The organism is Paenibacillus sinopodophylli, from assembly GCF_005930355.1.
Classification (GTDB): Bacteria; Bacillota; Bacilli; order Paenibacillales; family Paenibacillaceae; genus Pristimantibacillus; species Pristimantibacillus sinopodophylli.
In genome coordinates, this window is the sequence record NZ_VDBO01000006.1 from 176990 (window position 1) to 200019 (window position 23030).

21 protein-coding genes and 1 riboswitch are annotated in these 23030 nt (G+C 46.8%); of the genes, 14 read left to right on the forward strand and 7 right to left on the reverse strand.

Features of this window, described 5'->3' with window-relative positions; genetic code table 11:
• Positions 1-6: 6 nt before the first annotated feature.
• A complete protein-coding gene (locus FGT79_RS21100; protein WP_246096532.1) occupies positions 7-675 on the forward strand; it encodes a potassium channel family protein in 669 nt (222 codons plus the stop codon).
• Between the two features lie 71 nt (positions 676-746).
• Here FGT79_RS21100 and FGT79_RS21105 read toward each other — a convergent pair whose 3' ends face one another.
• Complete coding sequence (locus FGT79_RS21105; RefSeq protein ID WP_138754804.1) at positions 747-1655, reverse strand: LysR family transcriptional regulator; 909 nt, start codon at positions 1653-1655, stop codon at positions 747-749.
• A 310-nt stretch (positions 1656-1965) separates the two neighbouring features.
• Here FGT79_RS21105 and FGT79_RS21110 point away from each other — a divergent pair, with 310 nt between their 5' ends.
• From FGT79_RS21110 to sdhB, 3 genes are read left to right on the forward strand one after another with little or no spacing between them, the layout of a single operon-like run.
• On the forward strand, positions 1966-2637 hold the full coding sequence (locus FGT79_RS21110; protein WP_138754805.1) for a succinate dehydrogenase cytochrome b558 subunit: 672 nt from the start codon (positions 1966-1968) through the stop codon (positions 2635-2637).
• 24 nt (positions 2638-2661) lie between these two features.
• Positions 2662-4419 (forward strand): succinate dehydrogenase flavoprotein subunit, encoded by a 1758-nt coding sequence (sdhA, locus tag FGT79_RS21115; RefSeq protein WP_138754806.1) that lies wholly within the window; start codon positions 2662-2664, stop codon positions 4417-4419.
• 2 nt (positions 4420-4421) lie between these two features.
• Positions 4422-5186, forward strand: a complete 765-nt coding sequence (sdhB, locus tag FGT79_RS21120; protein ID WP_138754807.1) for a succinate dehydrogenase iron-sulfur subunit — start codon at positions 4422-4424, stop codon at positions 5184-5186.
• A 186-nt stretch (positions 5187-5372) separates the two neighbouring features.
• Here the strand turns inward: sdhB and FGT79_RS21125 are convergent, their stop codons facing one another.
• From FGT79_RS21125 to corA, 5 genes are all read right to left on the reverse strand, one after another.
• Positions 5373-5681: a winged helix-turn-helix transcriptional regulator gene (locus tag FGT79_RS21125; protein ID WP_138754808.1), complete on the reverse strand. Its 309-nt coding sequence runs from the start codon at positions 5679-5681 to the stop codon at positions 5373-5375.
• Positions 5682-5823: 142 nt separating this feature from the next.
• Entirely contained in the window at positions 5824-6669 is an 846-nt protein-coding gene (locus FGT79_RS21130; RefSeq protein ID WP_138754809.1) for a DMT family transporter, read from the reverse strand.
• A 150-nt stretch (positions 6670-6819) separates the two neighbouring features.
• Positions 6820-7632, reverse strand: a complete 813-nt coding sequence (locus FGT79_RS21135; protein WP_138754810.1) for a histidinol-phosphatase — start codon at positions 7630-7632, stop codon at positions 6820-6822.
• Between the two features lie 77 nt (positions 7633-7709).
• Positions 7710-8612: a LysR family transcriptional regulator gene (locus tag FGT79_RS21140; protein ID WP_138754811.1), complete on the reverse strand. Its 903-nt coding sequence runs from the start codon at positions 8610-8612 to the stop codon at positions 7710-7712.
• A gap of 150 nt (positions 8613-8762) precedes the next feature.
• Positions 8763-9698 (reverse strand): magnesium/cobalt transporter CorA, encoded by a 936-nt coding sequence (gene corA / locus FGT79_RS21145; protein ID WP_138754812.1) that lies wholly within the window; start codon positions 9696-9698, stop codon positions 8763-8765.
• A 305-nt stretch (positions 9699-10003) separates the two neighbouring features.
• Positions 10004-10113, forward strand: a riboswitch (SAM riboswitch).
• Between the two features lie 99 nt (positions 10114-10212).
• Here corA and metA point away from each other — a divergent pair.
• The 10 genes from metA (at position 10213) to FGT79_RS21190 (ending at position 21412) form a co-directional block, all read left to right on the forward strand.
• Positions 10213-11130, forward strand: a complete 918-nt coding sequence (gene metA / locus FGT79_RS21150) for a homoserine O-acetyltransferase MetA (RefSeq protein ID WP_138754813.1) — start codon at positions 10213-10215, stop codon at positions 11128-11130.
• Between the two features lie 124 nt (positions 11131-11254).
• Positions 11255-12415, forward strand: coding sequence for a PLP-dependent transferase (locus FGT79_RS21155; protein ID WP_138754814.1), 1161 nt, complete (start codon positions 11255-11257; stop codon positions 12413-12415).
• 6 nt (positions 12416-12421) lie between these two features.
• Positions 12422-13594 carry a trans-sulfuration enzyme family protein gene (locus FGT79_RS21160; RefSeq protein ID WP_138754815.1) on the forward strand — a complete coding sequence of 391 codons (1173 nt, stop codon included), beginning with the start codon at positions 12422-12424 and terminating at the stop codon, positions 13592-13594.
• A gap of 166 nt (positions 13595-13760) precedes the next feature.
• Positions 13761-14897, forward strand: coding sequence for a cyclic dehypoxanthinyl futalosine synthase (mqnC, locus tag FGT79_RS21165; RefSeq protein ID WP_138754816.1), 1137 nt, complete (start codon positions 13761-13763; stop codon positions 14895-14897).
• Between the two features lie 270 nt (positions 14898-15167).
• Entirely contained in the window at positions 15168-16100 is a 933-nt protein-coding gene (locus FGT79_RS21170; RefSeq protein ID WP_171056357.1) for a putative sporulation protein YtxC, read from the forward strand.
• 532 nt (positions 16101-16632) lie between these two features.
• The gene (gene thrS, locus FGT79_RS21175; RefSeq protein ID WP_138754818.1) at positions 16633-18570 is read left to right on the forward strand and encodes a threonine--tRNA ligase; all 1938 of its coding nucleotides are present in this window, start codon (positions 16633-16635) and stop codon (positions 18568-18570) included.
• A gap of 62 nt (positions 18571-18632) precedes the next feature.
• On the forward strand, positions 18633-19235 hold the full coding sequence (locus tag FGT79_RS21180; protein WP_138754819.1) for a 3D domain-containing protein: 603 nt from the start codon (positions 18633-18635) through the stop codon (positions 19233-19235).
• A gap of 60 nt (positions 19236-19295) precedes the next feature.
• Entirely contained in the window at positions 19296-19424 is a 129-nt protein-coding gene (locus tag FGT79_RS32285) for a hypothetical protein (RefSeq protein WP_269433050.1), read from the forward strand.
• A 128-nt stretch (positions 19425-19552) separates the two neighbouring features.
• Positions 19553-20950 carry a methyl-accepting chemotaxis protein gene (locus tag FGT79_RS21185; protein ID WP_138754820.1) on the forward strand — a complete coding sequence of 466 codons (1398 nt, stop codon included), beginning with the start codon at positions 19553-19555 and terminating at the stop codon, positions 20948-20950.
• A gap of 78 nt (positions 20951-21028) precedes the next feature.
• Complete coding sequence (locus FGT79_RS21190) at positions 21029-21412, forward strand: hypothetical protein (RefSeq protein ID WP_138754821.1); 384 nt, start codon at positions 21029-21031, stop codon at positions 21410-21412.
• A 67-nt stretch (positions 21413-21479) separates the two neighbouring features.
• Here the strand turns inward: FGT79_RS21190 and FGT79_RS21195 are convergent, their stop codons facing one another.
• Positions 21480-22775 (reverse strand): ammonium transporter, encoded by a 1296-nt coding sequence (locus FGT79_RS21195; protein WP_138754822.1) that lies wholly within the window; start codon positions 22773-22775, stop codon positions 21480-21482.
• Positions 22776-23030: the final 255 nt, after the last annotated feature.

The following is a 23030-nucleotide window of genomic DNA, read 5'->3' on the forward strand; positions in this document are numbered from 1 at the left end:
GCGCGAGTGGGAGTTAAAAAGAAGCAGTTCGTCATTATTGGATTAGGTAGGTTCGGTTCGAGTCTCGGCAGGGAACTTGTCGAGCTTGGCAATGAGGTACTCGGCATAGACAAGGACGAGGAGGCTGTTCAGGAAATGAGCAGCGTGCTTACGTATGCTGTTTCTGCCGATTGCACGGATGAAGAGGCGCTTCGTTCACTTGGCGTCCGTAACTTCGACTGTGGTGTCGTAGCGATAGGCGATGATATTCAAGCGAGCATACTGACGACGATTCTGCTTAAGGATCTGGGCGTGAAGCAGGTTGTAGCCAAAGCGATGAGCGAGCTGCACGGGCGAGTGCTTGAGAAAATTGGCGTTGACCGCGTCGTATACCCAGAGCGCGATATGGGGATACGTGTGGCGCATCAGCTTGTTTCTCCGAATCTGCTTGATTACATCGAGCTATCGAAGGAATACACGATTGCAGAGCTTGCCGTCCCTCAGTGCTTGGACGGGAAGTCACTTCATGATCTCAATCCGCGGGCGCGATTCGGCTGCAGCATTGTCGCCATTAACAAGCCGAGTGGAATTATAATCGCACCGACAGCGACGGATGTGCTTGCTATTCGTGATGTCATGGTCGTTATCGGCACGAATGAGCAAATCGAAGATTTCGAAGCTACGATAATCCGCTAAACCTATTGGGTTGGAGGGCAAAGCATGGATTTGGAAGTTTATATTTGGAAATGCTGAAGGACAGCTGCCTTTTACAGGCTGATGTCCTTTTTGGCAGGGAAACGCGCGGCAAGCTCATTGATCCAGAGCCGGACGGATGGACTGAGTGCTGCGGAATCGGCATGGATGAGCGAGGTTGTCCGCTTCGTATCCTCGAGCTCCCGAATAGGCACGACAATAAGCTCATTATCGTCAAGCAGTTGGCTTCGCATGTAGGACTTGGGCAGGAGTGTTGCTGCCCTGCAAGTGTGAAGCAGACGAAGGATCGCTTCGAACGAATCGATTTCCATCCTAACGTCTGGCTGGAGATGGTATTTGTCGAATAGCTCATCGGTAAGAAGCCGGTACCAGGTTCCTTTGGAGAATAAGATCATCGGCATGCCGGTCAAATCCTGTATGCCGAGCGCACCTTTGTCGGTAATAATCTGATTCCGCGGCAGGACAAGTGATAAGTGATCCTCGAACAAGGGGATGCACCGAAGTGTTGAATCCTCGATGCTGGAGGCGACGATGCCGATATCGGCCTTATGGTCACGGACAAGCGATACGATTTCATGGGTCTTGCCTGTAATCGCTTTAATATCAATTTCAGGATGGGTAGACGTCAGCCTTTTGATCAGGTCGGGCAATGTTGTTTGCAAGGTGGTCAAGCTCGCTCCTATCGTGAGCGTAGTATGACCAGTTGAAGTAAACTCAGAAACGGTTTGCAAATATTTGCGATGCAGCTGGCGCAGCTCAAGCGCATACTCGTAGGTCATCTGTCCGATTCGAGTCAACTCGAGTCGTTTGCCGATGCGTCTGAACAAGGGTGAGCCGATCTCTTGCTCGAGTTTGGCTATTTTGCGCGAGAGTGCAGGCTGGGACAGATTGAGCAGTACCGATGCTTTGTTCATGCTGGATTGCTCGACAATAACGGTAAAGACATGCATCTCCTCATTCATAAATAGCGCCCCTTATGTCATTTGGTTATAAGAAATTATAAAAAATAAGCAATTCCATTATAAGCTGAAAAGGAGTAGGATGGGAAGTGTGGCTAATATGTGTCGACTTTTGTTGACTGAGGTACATGCTGGGGTTACAATGTAGAATGATTTGCCATGCGTAAAGGGGCAGGCTGCTGCCGTGAGGCAGAGAGGCTTTCTGTTTGCGCTGAAATATAAGTAATGTATAGAGAGCTATCAGATACATTCTTATATTTCACAAACAAGTATGCATGCTAGCACTCACAGTATTGAAAGGAGAAGGAATGACATGAAAGGAAACTCGTATTTCTCGCGCAAGCTTCACTCGCTTCTCGGGATCATTCCGCTCGGCGGCTTCATCGTCGTACATGGATTGACCAACTACCAGGCGTTTGAACGTGGACCTGAAGGGTTCAGCAACGGTGTACACTTTATCAACAGCTTGCCTTTGATCCCGCTGCTCGAGATTTTCGGCATTTACCTCCCGCTATTGTTTCATGGTATTTACGGCTTGTACGTCGCTTACCAATCGAACACGAATACGGGACGCTTCAAATACGGACGGAACTGGGCATTCACGGCTCAGCGCGTTACAGGGGTCATTACTTTTGTATTCGTTTTCTGGCATGTATATCAGACAAGAATGCAAGTATACTTTGGTAACATCACGCATGAGGAGCTTGGCTCTACGATGAATCAAATCGCGAGCAGTCCGACTTATTTCGTGCTTTACGTCATCGGCGTATTGGCAGCTGTATTCCATTTCAGCAACGGTCTATGGGCATTCCTGATTAGCTGGGGCATTACGATAGGCCCGAAAGCACAACGTATTTCTTCTTATATTTGCATGGGTGTATTTGTTATTGTATCCGCTTTGTTTATCCTTTCGCTTGTCGCGTTTAGAGGCGATGAATTTGCGGAAGCGGCAAGTGCGGCATTGGCACTTACGAATATCGGTTAGTTTGTAGACAAGGAGCGAAACGTTATGGCTAAAAATAAAGTGATCATCATTGGCGGCGGACTTGCCGGCTTAATGGCTACCATCAAAGCGGCTGAAGCCGGCGTGCACGTTGACCTGTTTTCAATTGTGCCGGTGAAGCGTTCCCACTCAGTATGTGCGCAGGGCGGAATCAACGGCGCTGTTAATACGAAAGGCGAAGGCGATTCTCCATGGGAGCATTTCGACGATACCGTATATGGCGGAGACTTCCTCGCCAACCAACCTCCGGTTAAAGCGATGTGCGATGCAGCACCAGGCATTATTCACCTTATGGACCGGATGGGCGTTATGTTCAGCCGTACTTCAGAAGGCTTGCTTGATTTCCGTCGTTTCGGCGGTACGAAGCATTCTCGTACAGCATTTGCAGGCGCAACAACGGGACAGCAGCTACTCTATGCACTAGATGAGCAAGTGCGTCGCTGGGAAGCAGCAGGGCTTGTTAACAAGTTCGAGCACTGGGAATTCCTTGGCGCAGTCGTTGACGACGACGGTATTTGCCGCGGCGTATCGGCACAGGATCTTCGTTCTATGGAAGTACACACGGTTCGTGCAGATGCGGTTATATTGGCATCAGGCGGTCCTGGCATTATTTTCGGCAAAACAACGAACTCTGTTATTAATACAGGCACGGCTGCGAGCGCGGTTTACCAGCAAGGTGTTAACTACGCGAACGGAGAATTCATTCAAATTCACCCTACAGCAATTCCAGGCGATGACAAGCTGCGCCTAATGTCGGAATCGGCACGCGGTGAAGGCGGTCGGATCTGGACTTACAAAGACGGCAAGCCTTGGTACTTCCTTGAGGAAAAATATCCGGCTTACGGAAATCTCGTACCTCGTGATATTGCAACGCGTGAGATCTTCAGCGTGTGCGTGGATCAGAAGCTCGGCATCAATCAAGAAAACATGGTTTACCTCGATCTATCTCATAAGGATCCGAAGGAGCTTGACGTTAAGCTCGGCGGTATCATTGAAATCTACGAGAAATTCATGGGCGATGATCCGCGTAAAATCCCGATGAAAATCTTCCCGGCTGTCCACTATTCGATGGGCGGTATGTGGGTCGATTACAATCAAATGACGAACATTCCAGGTTTGTTCGCAGCTGGCGAGTGCGAGTATCAATATCATGGCGCGAACCGTCTTGGTGCAAACTCACTTCTTTCCGCTATATACGGTGGTATGGTTGCAGGACCTAAGGCTGTGGAATACATCAAAGGCTTGAAGAAATCGGCTGAAGACGTAGCTTCCTCTGTATTCGACCGCGAGAACAAGCGTCAAACGGACAAGTACAACAGCATTATCAACATGAACGGCAACGAGAATGCTTATGTCATTCACAAAGAGCTCGGCGAATGGATGACGAACAATATGACGGTTGTTCGCTTTAACGATAAGCTGGAGCAAACGATCCACAAGATCAAGGAGCTAAAGCAGCGTTACGCGAACATCAACATCAACGATACAGCAAAGTGGAACAATGCAGGCGTTGCCTTTACTCGTCAGCTATGGAACATGCTTGAGCTGTCTGAAGCGATGACACTTGGCGGATTGCTGCGCAACGAGAGCCGCGGAGCTCATTACAAGCCTGATTTCCCAGAACGCGATGACGATCAATTTATGAAATCAACAATTGCGAAATGGACGAAAGAAGGTCCGCAAATATCCTATGAGGATATCGACGTAAGCTTGATCAAGCCTCGTAAACGTGATTACTCGAGCGATAAGAAGAAAGGAGAATAAGGATGGCTGAAACGACTGTAGCAACAAAATCGGTTAAGTTTATCATTACACGCCAAGACACTCCTGATTCCAAGCCTTATACGGAAGAGTTCGAAATTCCTTACCGCGCGAATATGAACGTTATTAGCGGGTTGATGGAAATTCAACGTAATCCTAAGAAATCCGATGGCGGAAGCACTGCGCCCGTATGCTGGGATTCCAACTGTTTGGAAGAAGTTTGCGGAGCTTGCTCGATGGTTATCAATGGCAAACCGCGCCAAGCCTGCAGTGCACTTGTCGATAAGCTGGAGCAGCCTATTCGACTTGAGCCAATGAGCACCTTCCCAGTCGTGAGAGATCTCGTTATCAATCGTGAACGCATGTTTGGCGCTCTGAAACGCGTTAAGGCATGGATTCCGATTGACGGCACCTATGATCTAGGTCCTGGTCCGCGGATGGCTGAAACGAAGCGTCAATGGGCGTACGAGCTTTCCAAATGTATGACTTGCGGTGTTTGCCTTGAGGCTTGCCCGAACGTTAACGACCGGAACAGCTTTATTGGCCCAGCTGCGATTTCACAGGTACGCTTGTTCAACGCTCACCCGACGGGTGACATGAACAAAGAGGAGCGTCTAGATGCACTGATGACAGATGGCGGCATCGAAGGCTGCGGTAACTCTCAAAACTGTGTTCGCGCATGTCCGAAGGGAATTCCACTTACGACTTCCATTGCTGCGATTAACAAGGATACAACAAAACATCTATTCAAGAAATGGCTTGGTATGTAGTTATTTTTATATTGGAAACCCCTTGTTGCTTCAGGGGGTTTCTTTTTACGTTTACATGATATTGATTATTATTATCAATGATAGTAGATTGCCAATCCTTTGTCAATCATGATGATTAGGGAGTGAGGGTTTAGGTTCGAAAGAGGGAGAAAGCAATAAAAAAAACCGCCTCAGCGGTTTTTTAGCTTACATCCAGTGTTCTCCCCATTTTTGAATGGATTCAATGACGGGCTCCAGCTCACGGCCTTTACCGGTCAGCTCGTACTCGATCCGTACGGGCATTTCAGGGTAAACCTGGCGTTTAATAATTGTAATTGTCTCAAGCTCTTTCATCCGGTCCGTCAGCATTTTGTCGCTCATCTCGGGAATTTGTTCCTTTATCTCTTTGAACCGTTTCGGTCCTCCAAGCAATACCCGAATAATTCTGCCAGTCCACTTCTTACCTAATATGTCGGCTGCGGCTTCATACTTTGGGCACATTGTCGAATAATCCAACCGTATCACCCCGCTTTTAGTATTACTATTGTAGCATATTAACAAACTAAAAGTAAGTTCATTTCGGTGGGAATAGGTGTTATTTCTAAAAATGCATATTTACTATAAAAAAGTTAGACGCTTAAAAGTTAAATGATTGCTTTCAGAGACGAATTACGATCAAGCCCAGTATCATAAAGGCAAAAGCAGCCCATTGAACAAACGTGAGCTTCTCTTTGTAGAAGATGATAGCTCCAGCCGCTACTACGAGACTGTTCGTTGCAAAGATCGGTGCAGCTATGTTGGCTTGTCCGGTTGCGAGTGCGGCTGCATAAAGCTGCAGTCCGCCGTAGGAGAATAAACCGGCAACAATACCAAGCCGCAGACCTGTTTGCTCAGCAGCGCGTGAAGCTGTTGTTCTCTTTGGAATGAGAAACCAGCATAGAGAAAGCGCATAGGCGATGAAAAGAATAGGGGCGCTTGGCAGCCCAAGCTCGTCCGTTACTTTAAGCCCGCCGTTTCGAAGTGCGAACATGAGAATAGCTATTCCAACAAGGATGAACCAGCGCTTTTCCGTTATTGTCAGCGGTTCCTTTTTCTTATGAGCGATAAAGATAACGGCGAGTAGCAGCATCGAAATTCCTGTAGCCTGAGCCATACTTAGAGGCTCCTGGTACCACCAGGTTGCTGCTGCAATGACCAATATGATATTCATATTCGTAAGAGGAGAAGTCAGGCTCGCAGGCCCGTAATGCAGAGCCTTCATAAACAGCGCATTACCCCAAGCAGAGCCAGCGCCAATGATCAAGCCGGCAATCCATACCCGCGGCTCAGCCAGCCAGCCCCATGTACCTTCAAGAGCAGCATGTATGCCGAAGCCGAGCATGCCGGATGCGTAAAGTCCGAGCAGCAGCGTTCTTGTACTGCCGCCGCGCATTTGTGATACTTTCATCCACCAGCCTGCAAGTCCGAAGAGCAGTGCGCTGCTGATGGCTGTTATGAGCCACATGGAAGTCCAACCCCTCGAATTTGTTACACAAATGAAATAGTTCTGTTACCGTCTCATCATATAAGTGGGCTATTATAATAAACAAGACCCCCTTTTTTAATATAACCTTTGGGACCTGCGACGTGCAGGTCCACTTTTTTTGCCCTTCTACTAAGCGATTGGTACGATGACTTGCTGACGCTTGCGATAATAGACCCAATGCTTGAACCCAATGTCTTTCAATCTTCGCTCCACAAGTTCCCACTCATCGCCAACCCTTGCCGGCAAATGGGCATCTGACCCGAAGGTTACATCAACGCCAAAGTGAAGCGCACGCTCCAGAATCGCATCTGACGGATACCAGCCACCTACATATTTCGTACTGCCTGACGTATTGATTTCAATGGAAACGCCGCATTCGGCGATCGTTTGCAGTGTATCATCGATCGCATCGAAGGCTGGGATATCAGAGAATGCAGGATAATAACCTTTCATCGCATCAATATGCCCCAATATATCGAACATTCCACTTCGAGCAGATTGCTTAATTAAATCGTAGTAGCTGCGTTTCGCCGCTATTTGCTCCTGCTCTTTCAAGCCGTTCCAACGGTTTTTGTTGAATATGCTCACGCCGCCAACTTGATGAACAGATCCGATCAAATAATCGAATGGAACGCCTTCGTAAGCTTGTTTGTAGCTCTCAACGTATTGGGGGAAGAAATCCGATTCGATACCAAGCAGAACCTCGATTTTACCAGCGTATTTTGCCTTAAGACGAAGTACCTCTTCGATGTAGCTTGCGAAATCGCTTCTTGCCATTGCGATGCCAGGTGAGGGCTGATCTTCTTTGTGGTAAAAGAATGGAGAGTGGTCAGAGATGCCAATAACCTGAAGCCCTGCTTTAATACCCGCAGTAATATAATCCTCAATCGTACCGTTTGCGTGACCGCATCGCTCGTGATGGGTATGTAGATCAAATTTCATGATTACCTCTCCTTATTGTGGCTGTATGTAAGTTCAACTCATGTTTGTCGGCTAGGTCCGTCGTGTGAATGGTTCGCTTATTCGCTGCTAATGAAATGATGCTCGGGCATTCCCTTCAAATCACTTAGAAACTGCTGAAGTGCAGTGTTTATATATCGGCCAGACCGGTATACGACGCCAACAGGGTGGCTTATCTCGAGCTCATTTACTTTGATCATCTTTAATGTGCCCAGCCGCAGCTCATTCGCGATAGATAGCTTAGAGACTACAGCAGCACCCAAATTGATCTCAACCATGCGCTTCACTTCTTCGCTGCTCGAAACTTCCATTACGACATTAGGCTGAACATTGAATTTCTTAAATATTTGATCGACGAATTTGCGTCCCAGCGTATCTGGCGCAAGCATAATCATTGGAATATCCTTAAGCGTATCTACGGTCGTATGGTCTAGACGGCTCATTGGATGAGCAGGTGAGACGACAAGCTCAAACGTATCATAATAAAGAACGGAGGAGGAAACGTTCGGATTTTTCTCAGTAAGGTAGGTAATACCGATATCGACCGAGCCGTTCTCGACGCTGGTCATCACTTGGGATGAGGGCATGGAATGTATCGTTGTTTTGATCTGAGGGAATTGATTCTGGAAATAAGACAGTACACGCGGTAAAATCTGAATCGCGATGGATGATGTTGTACCTAGCAGAATATGTCCTTGAGGGGTTAAATTCATGTCAGACAGCTTTTGCTTCAATTCATCTACAATTGTAAGTATTTGCTCGGCATGCTCTAGAAATACTTGTCCGTGATCCGTCAAAGTGACAGGCTGGTTCCGATCGATAAGGACGGTCTTGAACTCATCCTCCAGACTTTTGATTTGAGCGGATACGGCAGGCTGGGTGAGATTCAGAAGCTCGCCAGCTTTCCTGAAGCTCATCGTTTTGGATATCGTTAGGAGTGTTTCGAGTTGACTAATATTCACGCCAATCCCCCTTTCAAAGGTACGGAATGTGCTCGTTTATGTATAAACCTATTATAAAGGATAGAAGTAGCAACAGCAAAAAAGGGACGCTTAGCAGGAGGCTTCATAGCCCATGCAGTTGCACCCCTCTTGGTCAACCTTATGAATCATTTACAGCCATTCCTTCTTGCGGAAGATAAAAAACATACTAATGCCTAGCACCAGCATGATGCCAAGCAGAATGTAAGAGCCCAGTTTAAGATGAAGCCCAGGGATGAAGTCGAAATTCATTCCGTATATGCCAGTTATAAATGTGAGAGGCATGAATATCGTTGTAATAGCTGTAAACACGCGCATGATTTCATTGGCTCGGTTCGATACGCTGGACTGATAGGCTTCACGCAAGTTGCCCATTAAGTCGCGGTACGTGTCGAAGGATTCGGCGATTTTGAGCGCATTCTCATAAATATCGCTGAAATATTTCTGAAGCTGATCATCGATTAGCTTCAAGTCCTTTTTGTTCAGTGTTGCAATGACGTCGCGCTGTGGGCCGAGTATCTTCTTCAGCCACAGAATCTCACCGCGCAAGCCGATGATTTCGTTGAGATGAGATTTCTTGGTGTGCATTAATATATCCTCTTCCAGCGCTTCAATCCGATTGTCGATCCGATCGCCTACGAGGAAATAGTTATCCACGACGATGTCAACCAGATGATAGAGGAAATAATCGGGACTGCTAACCTCTTGTTCCCACAGAACAGGCTTCAATGAGCGAAGCTCATTAATTTTTTGTTTCGTAACGGTTATAATAAAGTGGCGGCCGAGAAAGATGTTCAGCGCTCTTAGGAAAATTTCCTCGTCATCAAAACGAATGCTGTTAATTACAATGAAGTAGTGGCTTTCGTAAATTTCAATCTTGGGACGCTGTTCTTCTTCACTGAGGCAATCCTCTACAGCGAGATCATGCATGCTGAACAGCGGCTGAAGTACTGTGAGATCCTCCACATCAGCATCAATCCAGTAGAAGCCTTCCTTAGGGGGGATTAATGTATCATTAATATCATCGATTGTCGTAAATATGCCATTGCTAACGAGACGTATTTTCATCCGGTGTACTCCTTCCTGTGTTTAGAGGAAACTGCCGGCTGAATTGGACTTGGCCGGCAGTAACCGTATTCGTACGAGTTCGGGCTTAGGTCTGTCGCCTTCCATGTCCGTATGCACCCCTTTATTAATGGAATAAGTGAAATAATTCTTGTCTAGTATACTCCCGCATCAGCTTTACATTCAAGCACAAAAACGGTGTTTTTCATGCTGATGATTCAGGATATGCAAATGAGCTTCTTGACGCGATTAACAGAATGCATTAAAGTTGTAATTGAAATGTAACCGCGAAAATTGAATAGACTACTTTCTTATCAAGAGCAGGCGGAGGGACTAGCCCGATGAAGCCCGGCAACCGGCGTATTTTACGCACGGTGCTAATTCTTGCGGAAGCATTTATGTTTCTGAGAGATGAGAGAGGCGGATGGCTTATTTATTGAGCATACGACCTTTTCTCACAGCAGAAAGGGTCTTTTTCATGTTCAAGCGGTCATACTGCCTAAGAGGAGTGAAACTTATGCCAATTAAAGTGCCAGACAACTTACCGGCCAAAGAAATACTTAACAACGAGAATATTTTCGTAATGGATGAGAGCGTTGCATATCAGCAGGATATTAGGCCGCTGCGCATCGCAATTCTTAACTTAATGCCGACTAAGGAAACAACCGAAACACAATTGCTCAGGCTGATCGGCAATACGCCGCTTCAAGTAGAGGTCGTGCTGCTTCATCCGAAGACGCATACCTCCAAAAATACGTCATCTGAGCATTTGGAGTCCTTCTATAAAACGTTCGATGAGATTTCGCATGAATATTATGATGGTCTCGTTATTACGGGAGCACCTGTTGAGCATATGCCCTTCGAGGAAGTGAACTACTGGGAGGAATTGAAGGAAATTATGGATTGGAGTGCTCGGCGTGTTACTTCAACCTTCCACATCTGTTGGGGCGCGCAGGCAGGACTTTTTCACCACTATAATATTCCGAAATACAATCTAGATGAGAAAATGTTTGGTGTCTATCCGCATGTTGTAGAGAAACGGAATGTGAACCTGCTCAGAGGTTTTGATGAAATGTTCTTCGTTCCGCAATCACGCCACACGGAAGTACGCCGCGAAGATATTGAACCGATCGAGTCACTTGACATTTTGTCGAATTCGACAGACTCAGGTGTATATATTGTCGCTTCTAAGGATGGAAGACAAATTTTCGTTACCGGCCATTCGGAATATGATCCTAACTCGCTGAAGTTTGAATATGATCGGGACAAAGCGAAAGGGCTTCAAATCGATGTGCCGAAAAATTATTTCCCGGGAGATAACCCAGCAAACCTGCCGTTGTCGACATGGCGCTCGCATGCGAACCTGCTGTTCTCCAATTGGCTTAACTACTACGTATATCAACAAACGCCGTATGATTTAGGCGGAGGCATTTAATTCAGGTGAAACGGCTATCGCAGTCCTTTGGCAGCGCAGCACGTTTCAATCCGAGAAATATAGAGAAAGTAGGGCGAGATCCTATACTTTCCTTTATTTTAAAAAAAGGGAGCGCTATATAACAATGAAAATAGAGAGTCATTTAGCCCAAATTGGATCAATTAAAGAGCCTGTAACCGGAGCAGTAAGCTTCCCCGTCTATCAAGCAACCGCCTTCCGTCACCCTAAGCTTGGGCAAAGCACCGGCTTTGATTATGCACGTACAAAAAGCCCTACAAGAGCAGTACTAGAGGAAGCAGCAGCGCAGTTAGAAGCAGGAGATGCAGCATTCGCATGTAGCTCCGGCATGGCTGCCTTGCAAACGATATTTGCATTGTTCAGTCAAGGGGATCATCTGATCGTATCTCTTGATCTATACGGTGGAACGTATCGCTTGCTTGAGCGGATCATGTCCAGATTCGGCGTAACGGCTTCATATGTGGATACGAATGATATCAATGCAGTGGCAGCGCTTTGGACGCCAAGTACGAAAGCCGTACTTATTGAAACGCCGACTAATCCACTTATGATGATTACTGATATAGAGCGAGTAGCTTCTTGGGCAAAGTCGAAGGGCTTGCTGACAATCGTTGACAATACGCTGCTTACACCTTTCTTCCAGCGTCCGATTGAGCTTGGCGCTGACATCATCATTCATAGTGCTACCAAATATTTGGGCGGACATAATGATGTGCTGGCAGGTCTGATCGTAACGAAAGGCAAGGAGCTCTCGGATGAGATGGCTTTCCTTCACAACTCGATTGGGGCCGTGCTTGGTCCTCAGGATTCATGGCTCCTGATGAGAGGTATGAAGACACTGGCACTTCGCATGGAGCGACATCAATACAACGCGACGACAATCGCTAATTATTTGCTGGAACACGAGGCTGTCGAAGATGTTTACTACCCTGCTTTACCGCATCATCCGGGCCATGACATTCAGAACAAGCAATCCTCAGGCAACACGGGAATCTTCTCTTTCCGATTGAAGGATGCGAGATATATCGAACCTGTCTTGCGCCATATCAAGCTTATTGCATTCGCAGAGAGCCTAGGCGGCGTGGAATCGCTCATGACATATCCAGCTGTTCAAACTCATGCGGACATTCCGCTTGAAATTCGTCAGGCTATCGGCGTAGATGATCGTTTGCTTCGCTTCTCAGTCGGAATTGAGCACGCGGATGACTTAATCGCAGACCTGGCACAAGCACTGGCTGCAGCACAACGCGAAATCGAGGAGGTTTAATAACAGATGAGCAATGAGACTAATAAAAAGAACTTCCGAGATAGACGTTTTGCGACAAAGCTGCTTCATTTCGGTGCCGAAATCGATGAGCAGACCGGTGCATCGAGTGTACCGATATTTCAAGCATCCACGTTCCATCATCATGATATTTTTGACCCGCCGCAGTATGATTACAGCCGTTCAGGCAACCCGACTCGTCAGGCGCTTGAGGACTATATCGCTTTGCTTGAAGGCGGAGCAAGAGGTTTTGCCTTCGCATCAGGTATGGCTGCCATTTCGACTACGTTCTTGCTGCTCTCAGCAGGTGAGCATGTCATTGTGACAGAGGACGTTTACGGCGGTACATACCGCTTGCTTACGACAATTTTAGATCGGCTGGGCATTGAATCGACTTTTGTAGATATGACGAATTTCGAAGAAGTGAAGGCTGCCTTGAAGCCAAATACGAAAGCTGTATTTATGGAGACGCCATCCAATCCAACGCTCAAAATTACGAACATTGCTGAAACGACATCATGGGCGAAGGAGCATGGTTTGCTTACGTTGCTTGACAACACATTTATGACCCCTTACCATCAACGTCCAATCGAGCTTGGCGTCGATATTGTATTGCATAGTGCAACGAAGTTTTTGGGTGGTCACAGTGATGTGTTGGCTGGACTTGCAGTAACGGCGGATGAGGCGCTTGGCAAGCGTCTCAAGCAACTTCAGAACGGGATGGGTACTGTTCTGAGTGCTCAGGAATCATGGCTGCTTATGCGCGGTATGAAGACGCTGCAGATGCGTATGGAGAGCAGTGAACGCAGTGCGCGCAGGCTGGCGGAATGGCTCTCGACTCATAGTGAGGTAACCGCTGTGTTTTATCCGGGACTGTCTAACCATCCGGGCCGTGAAATTCATGAGAAGCAATCGCTTGGATACGGAGCTGTCGTTTCGTTTGATGTCGGCAGCGGCGAACGTGCCAAAGCGCTGCTTAATAAAGTTCAAATACCACTCGTAGCCGTTAGTCTGGGCGCGGTTGAGAGCATTCTATCCTATCCTGCGATGATGTCGCATGCCGCTATGCCGAAAGAGATTCGTCTTGCACGTGGGATTACAGACGGCTTGGTTCGTTATTCGGTCGGCCTAGAGGATATTGAGGACTTGATTGAGGATTTGGATAACGCACTTCGTCCATAAAGAGGACGAAATGAAAGGAAAGCACGGATGTTCTAGCGAACATGCCGTGTTTTTCCGTATTTCAAGGCGAGAGAGCATCATATGGAAAGTGACTTTGCCCTGTGATTTATGTTAGGATTAAGCGTACAATTGTTTACCTAGAACGGACACAAGGAGGTCTTGCGGAATGGGAACGTTAGACCATATTTTGGATAAAGCATTGCGCGGCGAGCGAGTTTCGCTCGAAGAAGGCATGGAGCTGTTCGCTTCGGATCAGATTGAGAAAATGGGTCATGTTGCCAATCAGATTATGCTGAGGCATCATCCGGAGCCAATTACAACATTTGTCGTTGGCCGAAACGTGAATTATACGAATGTATGCGATGTGTATTGCCGCTTCTGCGCTTTCTATCGCGCGCCAGGTTCCAAGGAAGGTTATGTTCTGCCTGATGAGTTGATCTTGAGCAAAATTCAAGAGACGATTGATGTCGGCGGGACTGAAATATTGATGCAAGGCGGAACAAATCCGAATTTGTCATTTACCTATTATTTGGATCTGCTTCGCAAGATTAAGCAGCATTACCCAGCTATTACGATGCACTCCTTCTCTCCTGCAGAAATTCAGAAGATGAAGGTCGTATCAGATGGTCTATCACTTGATGAAGTCATCAGGCAGCTGCATGAAGCCGGCCTTGATTCCTTGCCTGGGGGCGGAGCGGAGATTTTGGATGACCGCACGCGCCGCAAGATCAGTAGAATGAAGGGCTCGTGGACGGATTGGATGGACGTAATGAAGTCTGCTCATCGTCATGGAATGAACACAACGGCAACGATGGTATACGGACTTGGTGAGACGGTTGAAGAGCGCGCGTTACATATGCTTCGCATCCGTGATGCTCAGGATGAATGCATAGCGAACAAGTATGATTCAACGGGCTTCCTGGCCTTTATTTCCTGGCCGTTCCAGCCAGACAACACGAATCTCAAGCTGGAGAAGGCGAAGCCGGAGGAGTATCTCCGTATCGTAGCAGCAAGCCGAATTATGCTTGATAATATTAAGAATTTCCAATCATCATGGGTAACGATGGGACCAGAGATGGGTAAGCTGTCCTTGTCGTATGGCTGTAATGATTTCGGCAGCACGATGATTGAGGAGAATGTAGTTTCGGCTGCAGGAACGACACATAAGGTCAACATTGAGCTGATTTTGCAATTGATTCGAGAAGTAGGTAAAATTCCAGCTCAGCGGGATACGAAATACAATATTTTGAAGGTATATAACGAAGCCGATAAAGCTGATCTTGATTTTGTGATGCAGAACTAAACGAGTTCCAAGCTGTCTAGTCAAAAAACGTCTACTGAACAATCCCTTCTATGAAGAAGTGGCTTGCTCAGCAGACGTTTTTTTTTCAAATATAAGAATGTATAAGTTTACCCTTATACTCCGCTTATATTTTTCGGACTGAAACGTGCTGCGCCGCCAAAGGATAGCGACAGCCGTTTCACCTTGATGCCCCACTTTTATTCCAATCTCTTCATCGTATATCCCCGTACGCGGCACCATATACTGATAAGGAAGGAAAGGGGTGAGCTTATGGAGCTATTCACGATATCTTTACCTGAAAGTCTCCGGAAGTCAGTGAGTAAACTGAAGGAATTGTTAACGGAACAAGCGCTCGTCGATTTACATATCCGTTCAAATCATGATCAGCCGGTGTTAATTGCATTTGAACAAACAGCTGAACTTGATATTAGCTGCAATGCGCTGCTTCCGCATTTTCAACTGAAAGCTCACGGAGAGGCCGCTTATCATGCGGCAGCTATGGCAATTGCAGAATTTGTTGTCAGTGAAATGGAGCCCTCCATGCTGGCTGCTATTATAAGAAAGAAGTACCGTAACAACACTGCTGCAGATACGGCTGCACTTGAGAAATACTGTCACGATCTGCTGCATGGCAAGGAATGGGATGGACTTGGAACAAAGTTTTTGGATGCAGATCGGTTAAGAAGAAAAAACAAGGTAGCGGTCGAAGCCGAAGTTTTTTTGCAAGAAAATACGCTGATGAATGTAAAAGGATTTACAACGTTTAGACTAGAGGCATATCGTAAGGAACTGGCCGAAGTCGTTGAATATGCGCTGGATGAATATGTGCTGGATAAGCAATATCAGGAGTTTATATCTTTGTTGAAATATTTCGTATTTCTACAGGATACGAAGCTGCCTATGGTTCATCTGCTGCACAAGGGCGGCCATGATTTCATGCTGTATGATGGTGTATTCCAGCCGCTTGATCCCAATCCGCCAACCGACCGTATCGTTGCAGAAATGCTCGAGACAGAAATGAATATTGAAGATATGGTTATTAGCTCACTCATAGCTGTATCTCCAAAGCATATTACGATTCACACGAGACAGCCGGATATGCAGGTCATTCGTACGATAGAAACGATTTTTGATCAGCGGGTTACCGTATGCGTGCAATGCGTTTCCTGCAGCAGCAGCCTTGATGAGCTTATTCAGCCTTGATGAGCTGAGCAGATGGACTGATGGACTTGACCAATCAAGCTGAGCGGGCTATAATTGTCTTCATATGAAATCTAATCGGCAATGACAAAGACATGTGTCTGCTTATGATAGTTGGCTTAGAGAGAGGAAACTCGGCTGCAATTTCCTTCCATTTTATCCGCAGATGTACCCCTTTGAAGCTGTATGGCTCAACCTGCAACATCCTTTATGGAGGAATGCTGCAGCAGTATGCTGTACCGGAAATCCCCGTTACCGGATATTACGAGGACTGCAATGCGGCATAATTTGAGGCTGGCGCAGTCGAAGTAGGGTGGAACCACGAGCATACAAGCACTCGTCCCTTTTTAGGGATGCGTGCTTTTTTTGTGCTCTTTTTTTGAAATATAGAAAAGGATAGGATTTCGCCAACCTTTTCTCTATATTTCTTAGAATGAAACGCGGTGCACCGCCAGAGAACGGAGACAGCCGTTTCACCTTGCTTGAAATACGTAAGTGACGATTCATTTGATCACAAATTGGAGGATGAACAACAATGGCCATTCATATCACATTGCCAGACGGCGCAGTAAGGGAATATGAGGTTGGAACAACAATTGAAGAGGTAGCTGGCTCGATCAGCCCTGGACTTCGCAAAAATGCAATAGCAGGCAAAATAGACGGTAAGGTTGTCGATGTCTATACACCAATCGAGGCAGATGCTGCCATCGAAATCGTAACGCTTGATTCCGCAGACGGTTTGGAAGTATATCGTCACAGTACAGCGCATTTGCTCGCACAAGCGATTAAACGCATATACGGAAACGAAAAAGTTAAGCTCGGTATAGGTCCTGTTATTGAGGATGGGTTCTATTACGACATTGATATGGAACAATCGTTGACACCTGAGGACTTAGTGAAGATTGAGAAGGAAATGGACAAAATCATTCAGCAAAACCTGGATATTCGCCGCCGTATCGTAAGCAGAAACGAGGCTTTGGAGATATTCACAGAGCTGGACGACAACTTGAAGCTGGAGCTTATTCGTGATCTTCCTGAAGAATCGGTCATTACGATGTATGACCAAGGCGAGTTTTTCGATCTTTGTCGCGGACCGCATTTACCATCAACTGGTCGTATCAAAGCATTCAAGCTGCTAAGCGTAGCAGGGGCTTACTGGCGCGGAGATTCCAAAAACAAAATGCTGCAGCGTATTTACGGAACAGCATTCCCGAAAAAAGCACAGCTTGACGAGCATCTACACTTCTTGGAAGAAGCAAAGAAGCGGGATCACCGCAAACTCGGCCGTGAGCTGAAGATGTTCACTTTCTCCCGCGAGGTAGGTCAAGGTTTGCCGCTGTGGCTGCCTAACGGCGCTAAGTTGCGTAGAACAATGGAACGCTATATCGTCGACCTTGAGGAAAGACTCGGTTACGAGCATGTCTATACACCAGTACTCGCGAACGTAGAGCTCTACAAAACTTCGGGACATTGGGAGCACTATAGTGAGGACATGTTCCCTAAGATGATTATGGACAATGAAGAGCTTGTTCTTCGTCCGATGAACTGCCCGCATCATATGATGGTATTCAAAAGCGATATGCGCAGCTACCGTGACCTGCCTGTAAGGATTGCGGAGCTAGGAACGATGCACCGTTATGAAATGTCAGGCGCACTCACAGGCTTGCACCGGGTTCGTGCAATGACGCTGAATGATGCTCATATTTTCTGTCGCCCTGATCAGATCAAGGAAGAATTCGCTCGCGTTGTTAACTTAATCCGTAAGGTGTATGAGGATTTCGGCATTAAGGAATACCGTTTCCGCTTGTCTTACCGCGATCCTAAAGATACAGAGAAATACTTCCAAAATGACGAGATGTGGGAAATGTCGCAGCGTATGCTTCGCGAGGTTGTCGAGGAGCTGGAGCTTCCGTTCTTCGAAGCGGAGGGCGAAGCAGCATTCTATGGTCCTAAGCTTGATGTTCAAATTAAAACTGCACTGGGCAAAGAAGAGACGCTGTCAACAGCACAGCTTGATTTCTTGCTTCCAGAGCGCTTTGAGCTTGAATACGTCGGCGAGGATGGCAAGAAGCATCGTCCTGTCGTAATCCACCGCGGTATTATTAGTACTATGGAGCGTATGACGGCGTTCTTGCTGGAGAACTTTGCGGGAGCACTGCCGCTATGGCTGTCCCCTGTACAAGCAAAAGTGATTCCCGTATCGACTGCTTATGAAGGTTATGCACGAAAGGTAGCAGAACAACTGCAAGAAAGCGGCATTCGTGTTGAGAGCGATCTTCGCAACGAGAAGCTGGGCTACAAGATTCGCGAGGCACAGCTGGAGAAAGCGCCTTACATGCTCGTAGTAGGTGAGAATGAGATGCAAGCGGAAGCTGTTTCGGTGCGTAAGCGCGGTGAAGGTGACCTAGGCGCGATTCCCGTTACAGAGCTGATTGCAAAGCTGCAGAAACAAATCGCTGACAAAGAACAATAACAAATGACGCATAAAGCTTGGGCCACTGGGGCATTATTTCTTCTGAGGAGGAAGTAAACCAGATGACCACAAGCTTTTTTTATTTCAGAAGAGGGATTACAGCGCTGCTGCTCTTTGCTGTCATTTTCATCGGCATAAATACATTAAGATGCTCTGCGCAGGGAGAAGCTGCCTATCCGAAGCGAAGTGGCGCTGCAACAGGCAATAATCGTCACGAAAAGCCTGCTGCAGAGTTGAAGCCTTCAAATGCAGTGAAGCTGGATAAAGTAGAGGTTGTTGCAACTGGCTATACGGCAGGCGTAGAATCCACCGGCAAGCGTCCGGGGCATCCGCAATACGGAATTACCTATTCAGGGGTGAAGGTGCGCAGAGATCAGGTATCGACGATTGCAGCGGATACGAAATTGTTTCCAATCGGTACACTGCTCTATATCCCGGATTATGGCTACGGCGTTGTGGCAGATACCGGATCGGCGATAAAAGGGAAACGGATCGACTTGTATTTCGAAACGATCAAGCAGGTGTATGAGCAATGGGGCAAGCGAACGGTGGACGTTGAGGTACTTCGTATAGGAACAGGCAAGCTTTCGCAAGCCTGGCTTAATCAAATTAACGAGGCAATCGAGGTAGGAAAGCCTATTCCCCAGTCGTATCTAGAATCGTAAACAGCTCGCATAATATTCGCTATAAATGCCATACTATCTTTGGACGGGGAGGTGATTACCATGGCTAAAAACAAAAACAATAAAGCCCAAAACAATCAATACAATGCAGAATTCGCAGAAGAGTTGAACCAAAATAACGCAGCAGGTAAACAAGCAGCAAACACGGCTCAACAAAAAGCTGAGAAGTAATCGTTATTAACATGCAATACCGAACATACAAGGAGGAACCCTAGCGGTTCCTCTTTTCTTTTGCGGAATGCTGATATATAATTTAGGAAAATTTTGTATCAGCATGCGAGAGGGGAACAAAACCTGACATGAGTTCTACGACCAGTTGGTTTTCTCGGAATACGAAAGCGCGCTCGCTTGTTTCACAGGGAGCGGAAGAGCATGTTAGGATGACACGTCTGCTCAATGAATCGGTCGTTATCTCAGACCAGTTAAACGCTGCGGTAGACGAGGTTGACCAATCGGCTGCACGGTTGACTGAGATTGCCGATGTATCATCAGAGCATGAACAGAAGCTGCGGGCGAACAGTACGCTTGCGATGAACCGAATTGAGCAAGCATTCTCAGCTTTGCAGGAGGTAGCCTCCGCGGCGGAGCAGATCAGTGGAGCTTCTTCGCATTTGAACACGAAGAGCAAAGAGACAAAGGCAGTTGTTCTGGACGTGCGCCATTCTTTGACGAGCACCGATGAGGTAATGAGCGAATTGAACAGAAACAATCGGGCTATGGAGGAGCATATTCGTCAACTGATCGAGCAAACCTCCCATATCAATGAAATCAACCAATTCATACAAGAAATCGTATCACAAACCTCTCTGCTTGCACTGAATGCTTCAATCGAAGCGGCTCACGCAGGTGAATATGGACGGGGGTTCTCTGTCGTTGCCCAGCAAATAAAGAAGCTCGCTGAGCAAAGCGGCGAAGCGGTCAAACGGTCATCGGCAATTGTGGAGCAAATTGCGGGCAGAGTAGAGCAAGTCGTTCATGCTGTGGATATAGAAAAGCTTTCTGTTGAGCGGGGAGTTGCAGAAATGACGGTAAACCGTGATCGAATGGATCGTATTTACTCAAGAATAGTTGAGGTGGATGAGCTTGTTGAGCAGACAAGCGCGGCGAGCAGGCAGCAAACTGAACATATGACAGATTCCACGATGATGCTGAAGGATGTAGTTGATTCCGTTCATGATACATTGCAGAGCGTGGATAGCACACTCGCAATGACACAGCTGCAGCGTGAGCAGATTGGCAACATGAACCGGATCAGCCATAATCTTAAACGCTCATCATCAGATTTATCGCTTGCTATTGAGCAGGTTGGTGTAAGTCAAACGGGTCATGAGATCAAAGTTGACGTTGCTTCCGTGAAGGAATGGCTGAGATCGGCGGCGGCAGCCCCGAAGCTTACAGCATTATTCGAGCATGATCATAGAGATGAGCTTACTTCCCTGCTGAAGGCTAGGACGGAGATTGAAGCGATTTGGTCTAATCGCGCAGACGGCTCATTCATATTCTCTTTGCCGGAGGCTGGTCTTCTGAATGCGAAAGGGAGAGATTGGTGGAAAAAGGCGATCACAGGCCAACTATTTCAATCCGAACTTTATGTTTCGGCAATTACTAAACAGCTTTGTTTGACTGTATCGGTCCCGATTTATGATGCGGAAGGTAAAGTGATCGGTGTAATCGGAGCAGATATTTCCATCGCTTAAAAAACAGTTTTCATCCATCTGAATTTGTTGTATGATTATATGTAAGAATTAATAACATGACAAGACAGGTGAATTCTCATGACAGATCCGATCATTCATTCAGGCTTTGTAATTGCTGCCCATCATCGTAAAGCGGGCGAGGTTTTACCTTTTATTGATGCCTACGTTGCCAAGAAAGAGCAGGAAATTGCTGAAATTGAACAGATGGTTGAGCGTTATGAGAAACGAAGGCTGATGGAAGATCGTGCCTACCAATCGATGTCTACATTAAGAAGAATGCTGACAGGCAAGAAGCCGGATCATCATTTGGCTGTTGAATATATTCATTTCGTACGAAAGCCAATGGAGAAGGCTCGTGCGCTGCGCTTGGAAATCGAAAGTGCACGTTCTATTAAGAACGTAGCTGCCCCAACGGATATCGTGACGATATCGTATGATCTGGCTAACGAAATGAATGAATAATAAACGAGTACATTAACTATTATAAAGAACCGTCTCAGCGCTTTGGCCGAGACGGTTCTTTTTTGGTTTATTTGTTGTTTCTAAGTCTGTCGAAATCAAGGAAATCATGCTCTTGGCTATAGGCAGGAACACCATGTATACCAACGTCTAGCCCGATGAGCTCTTCATCCTTCGAGACGCGCACGGGCAGCAATTTACGAATGAGCCAAAGCGCTCCCCATGTGAGAAGGAAGCCCCAGACTGAAACAATGGCAAGGCCCAGTGCTTGTACGCCAAGCAAGTTCCAACCGCCGCCGTAAAATAATCCGTAATAGCCTCTCCCAACACCTTCTGTCATTTCGGGAAGTGCGAATAAGCCAACTGCAAGCGTGCCAATGCTGCCGCTTACACCATGTACAGCAAAGGCACCAACCGGATCATCTACCTGCCTGCTCTCCAGCCATTCAGTTACCAATACCATTGCGATGCCAGATACGGCACCAATCCCAATAGCAGCAACATCAGATACGAAAGCGCAGCCTGCGGTAATCCCGACTAGACCTGCAAGCGATCCGTTAATAACCATCGGAGGATCTGCTTTCTTATAACGAAACATAGTGAATAGGATGCATGTTGCGCCGCCTGCAGCTGCAGAGAGCATAGTCGTAATAGCGATATGACCAATGGAGGTGTTCGTTGCGCTTAGCGTACTGCCCGCGTTGAAGCCGAACCAGCCGAACCATAGAATAAAAGCACCAACGGAAGCGAGCGGTAGATTGGAAGGAGGCACGATGTTTACTTTGCCGTCTGCGCTGAATTTACCGATGCGTGGACCGATAAAGATGGCAGCAGCAAGTGCGGAGAAACCTCCCAAAGCGTGAATAACGGCAGAGCCTGCGAAATCGATCATGCCTAGTTTTCCGAGAAAACCGTTGACCGACCAAACCCAATGCCCAGCAAGCGGATAGATAAAACCGGTCATTGCTATCGTTAACAATATATAAGCTCTGAAGTTAATTCGTTCGGCAACCGCTCCTGATACGATGGAAATAACGGCGATAACGAATGCGCACTGGAATAACCAAAAGGTTTCATGAGTAATATTTAAGTCAATATGCGACAAATCACCGTTAATTAGAAAACCGGTTGTACCGATTAAACCGCCAGCATCTTGTCCATACATGATAGCAAATCCGAAGAAGTAAAATACGAGTGCGCCGAAAGCGATATCGACAAACACCTTCATAATAATGCTGACGGCATTTTTTTGCCTGACAAATCCAGCCTCAAGCAAGGCGAAGCCGCCCTCCATTAGCAAGATCATAGCTGCTGTCAAAACGACCCATATCGTATCCAATCCCTTGGACAGTTCGATAATGTCCATTGCTTCATCCCCTGTTCCATCAATTGTGCATCGTTATCTCTATGCTCCTAATCCGTTCATCATTATAAGTAGAAGAAGTAAGCAATGTCAACGTTAGAAGTGATGTTTCATGACGCGTGTTAGGTATGAAATGGATAGATTCAACAATTACTCAGTCTAGAGACTGATTGTCATTTCAATCGGTCGTCCCTTTTTCTATTGATTGCTGTCCGTTATACTAAGATTATTAAACCGAGATGGAATCGTAAGGAGCTG

What these genes read in the sequence shown, in the direction of transcription:
- FGT79_RS21105 (WP_138754804.1), bottom strand. Translation starts at nt 1,655, where the DNA reads ATGAATGAGGAGATGCATGTCTTTACCGTTATTGTCGAGCAATCCAGC.
- FGT79_RS21110 (WP_138754805.1), top strand. Translation starts at nt 1,966, where the DNA reads ATGAAAGGAAACTCGTATTTCTCGCGCAAGCTTCACTCGCTTCTCGGG.
- sdhA (WP_138754806.1), top strand. Translation starts at nt 2,662, where the DNA reads ATGGCTAAAAATAAAGTGATCATCATTGGCGGCGGACTTGCCGGCTTA.
- sdhB (WP_138754807.1), top strand. Translation starts at nt 4,422, where the DNA reads ATGGCTGAAACGACTGTAGCAACAAAATCGGTTAAGTTTATCATTACA.
- FGT79_RS21130 (WP_138754809.1), bottom strand. Translation starts at nt 6,669, where the DNA reads ATGTGGCTCATAACAGCCATCAGCAGCGCACTGCTCTTCGGACTTGCA.
- FGT79_RS21135 (WP_138754810.1), bottom strand. Translation starts at nt 7,632, where the DNA reads ATGAAATTTGATCTACATACCCATCACGAGCGATGCGGTCACGCAAAC.
- corA (WP_138754812.1), bottom strand. Translation starts at nt 9,698, where the DNA reads ATGAAAATACGTCTCGTTAGCAATGGCATATTTACGACAATCGATGAT.
- metA (WP_138754813.1), top strand. Translation starts at nt 10,213, where the DNA reads ATGCCAATTAAAGTGCCAGACAACTTACCGGCCAAAGAAATACTTAAC.
- FGT79_RS21155 (WP_138754814.1), top strand. Translation starts at nt 11,255, where the DNA reads ATGAAAATAGAGAGTCATTTAGCCCAAATTGGATCAATTAAAGAGCCT.
- FGT79_RS21160 (WP_138754815.1), top strand. Translation starts at nt 12,422, where the DNA reads ATGAGCAATGAGACTAATAAAAAGAACTTCCGAGATAGACGTTTTGCG.
- mqnC (WP_138754816.1), top strand. Translation starts at nt 13,761, where the DNA reads ATGGGAACGTTAGACCATATTTTGGATAAAGCATTGCGCGGCGAGCGA.
- FGT79_RS21170 (WP_171056357.1), top strand. Translation starts at nt 15,168, where the DNA reads ATGGAGCTATTCACGATATCTTTACCTGAAAGTCTCCGGAAGTCAGTG.
- thrS (WP_138754818.1), top strand. Translation starts at nt 16,633, where the DNA reads ATGGCCATTCATATCACATTGCCAGACGGCGCAGTAAGGGAATATGAG.
- FGT79_RS21180 (WP_138754819.1), top strand. Translation starts at nt 18,633, where the DNA reads ATGACCACAAGCTTTTTTTATTTCAGAAGAGGGATTACAGCGCTGCTG.
- FGT79_RS32285 (WP_269433050.1), top strand. Translation starts at nt 19,296, where the DNA reads ATGGCTAAAAACAAAAACAATAAAGCCCAAAACAATCAATACAATGCA.
- FGT79_RS21185 (WP_138754820.1), top strand. Translation starts at nt 19,553, where the DNA reads ATGAGTTCTACGACCAGTTGGTTTTCTCGGAATACGAAAGCGCGCTCG.
- FGT79_RS21190 (WP_138754821.1), top strand. Translation starts at nt 21,029, where the DNA reads ATGACAGATCCGATCATTCATTCAGGCTTTGTAATTGCTGCCCATCAT.
- FGT79_RS21195 (WP_138754822.1), bottom strand. Translation starts at nt 22,775, where the DNA reads ATGGACATTATCGAACTGTCCAAGGGATTGGATACGATATGGGTCGTT.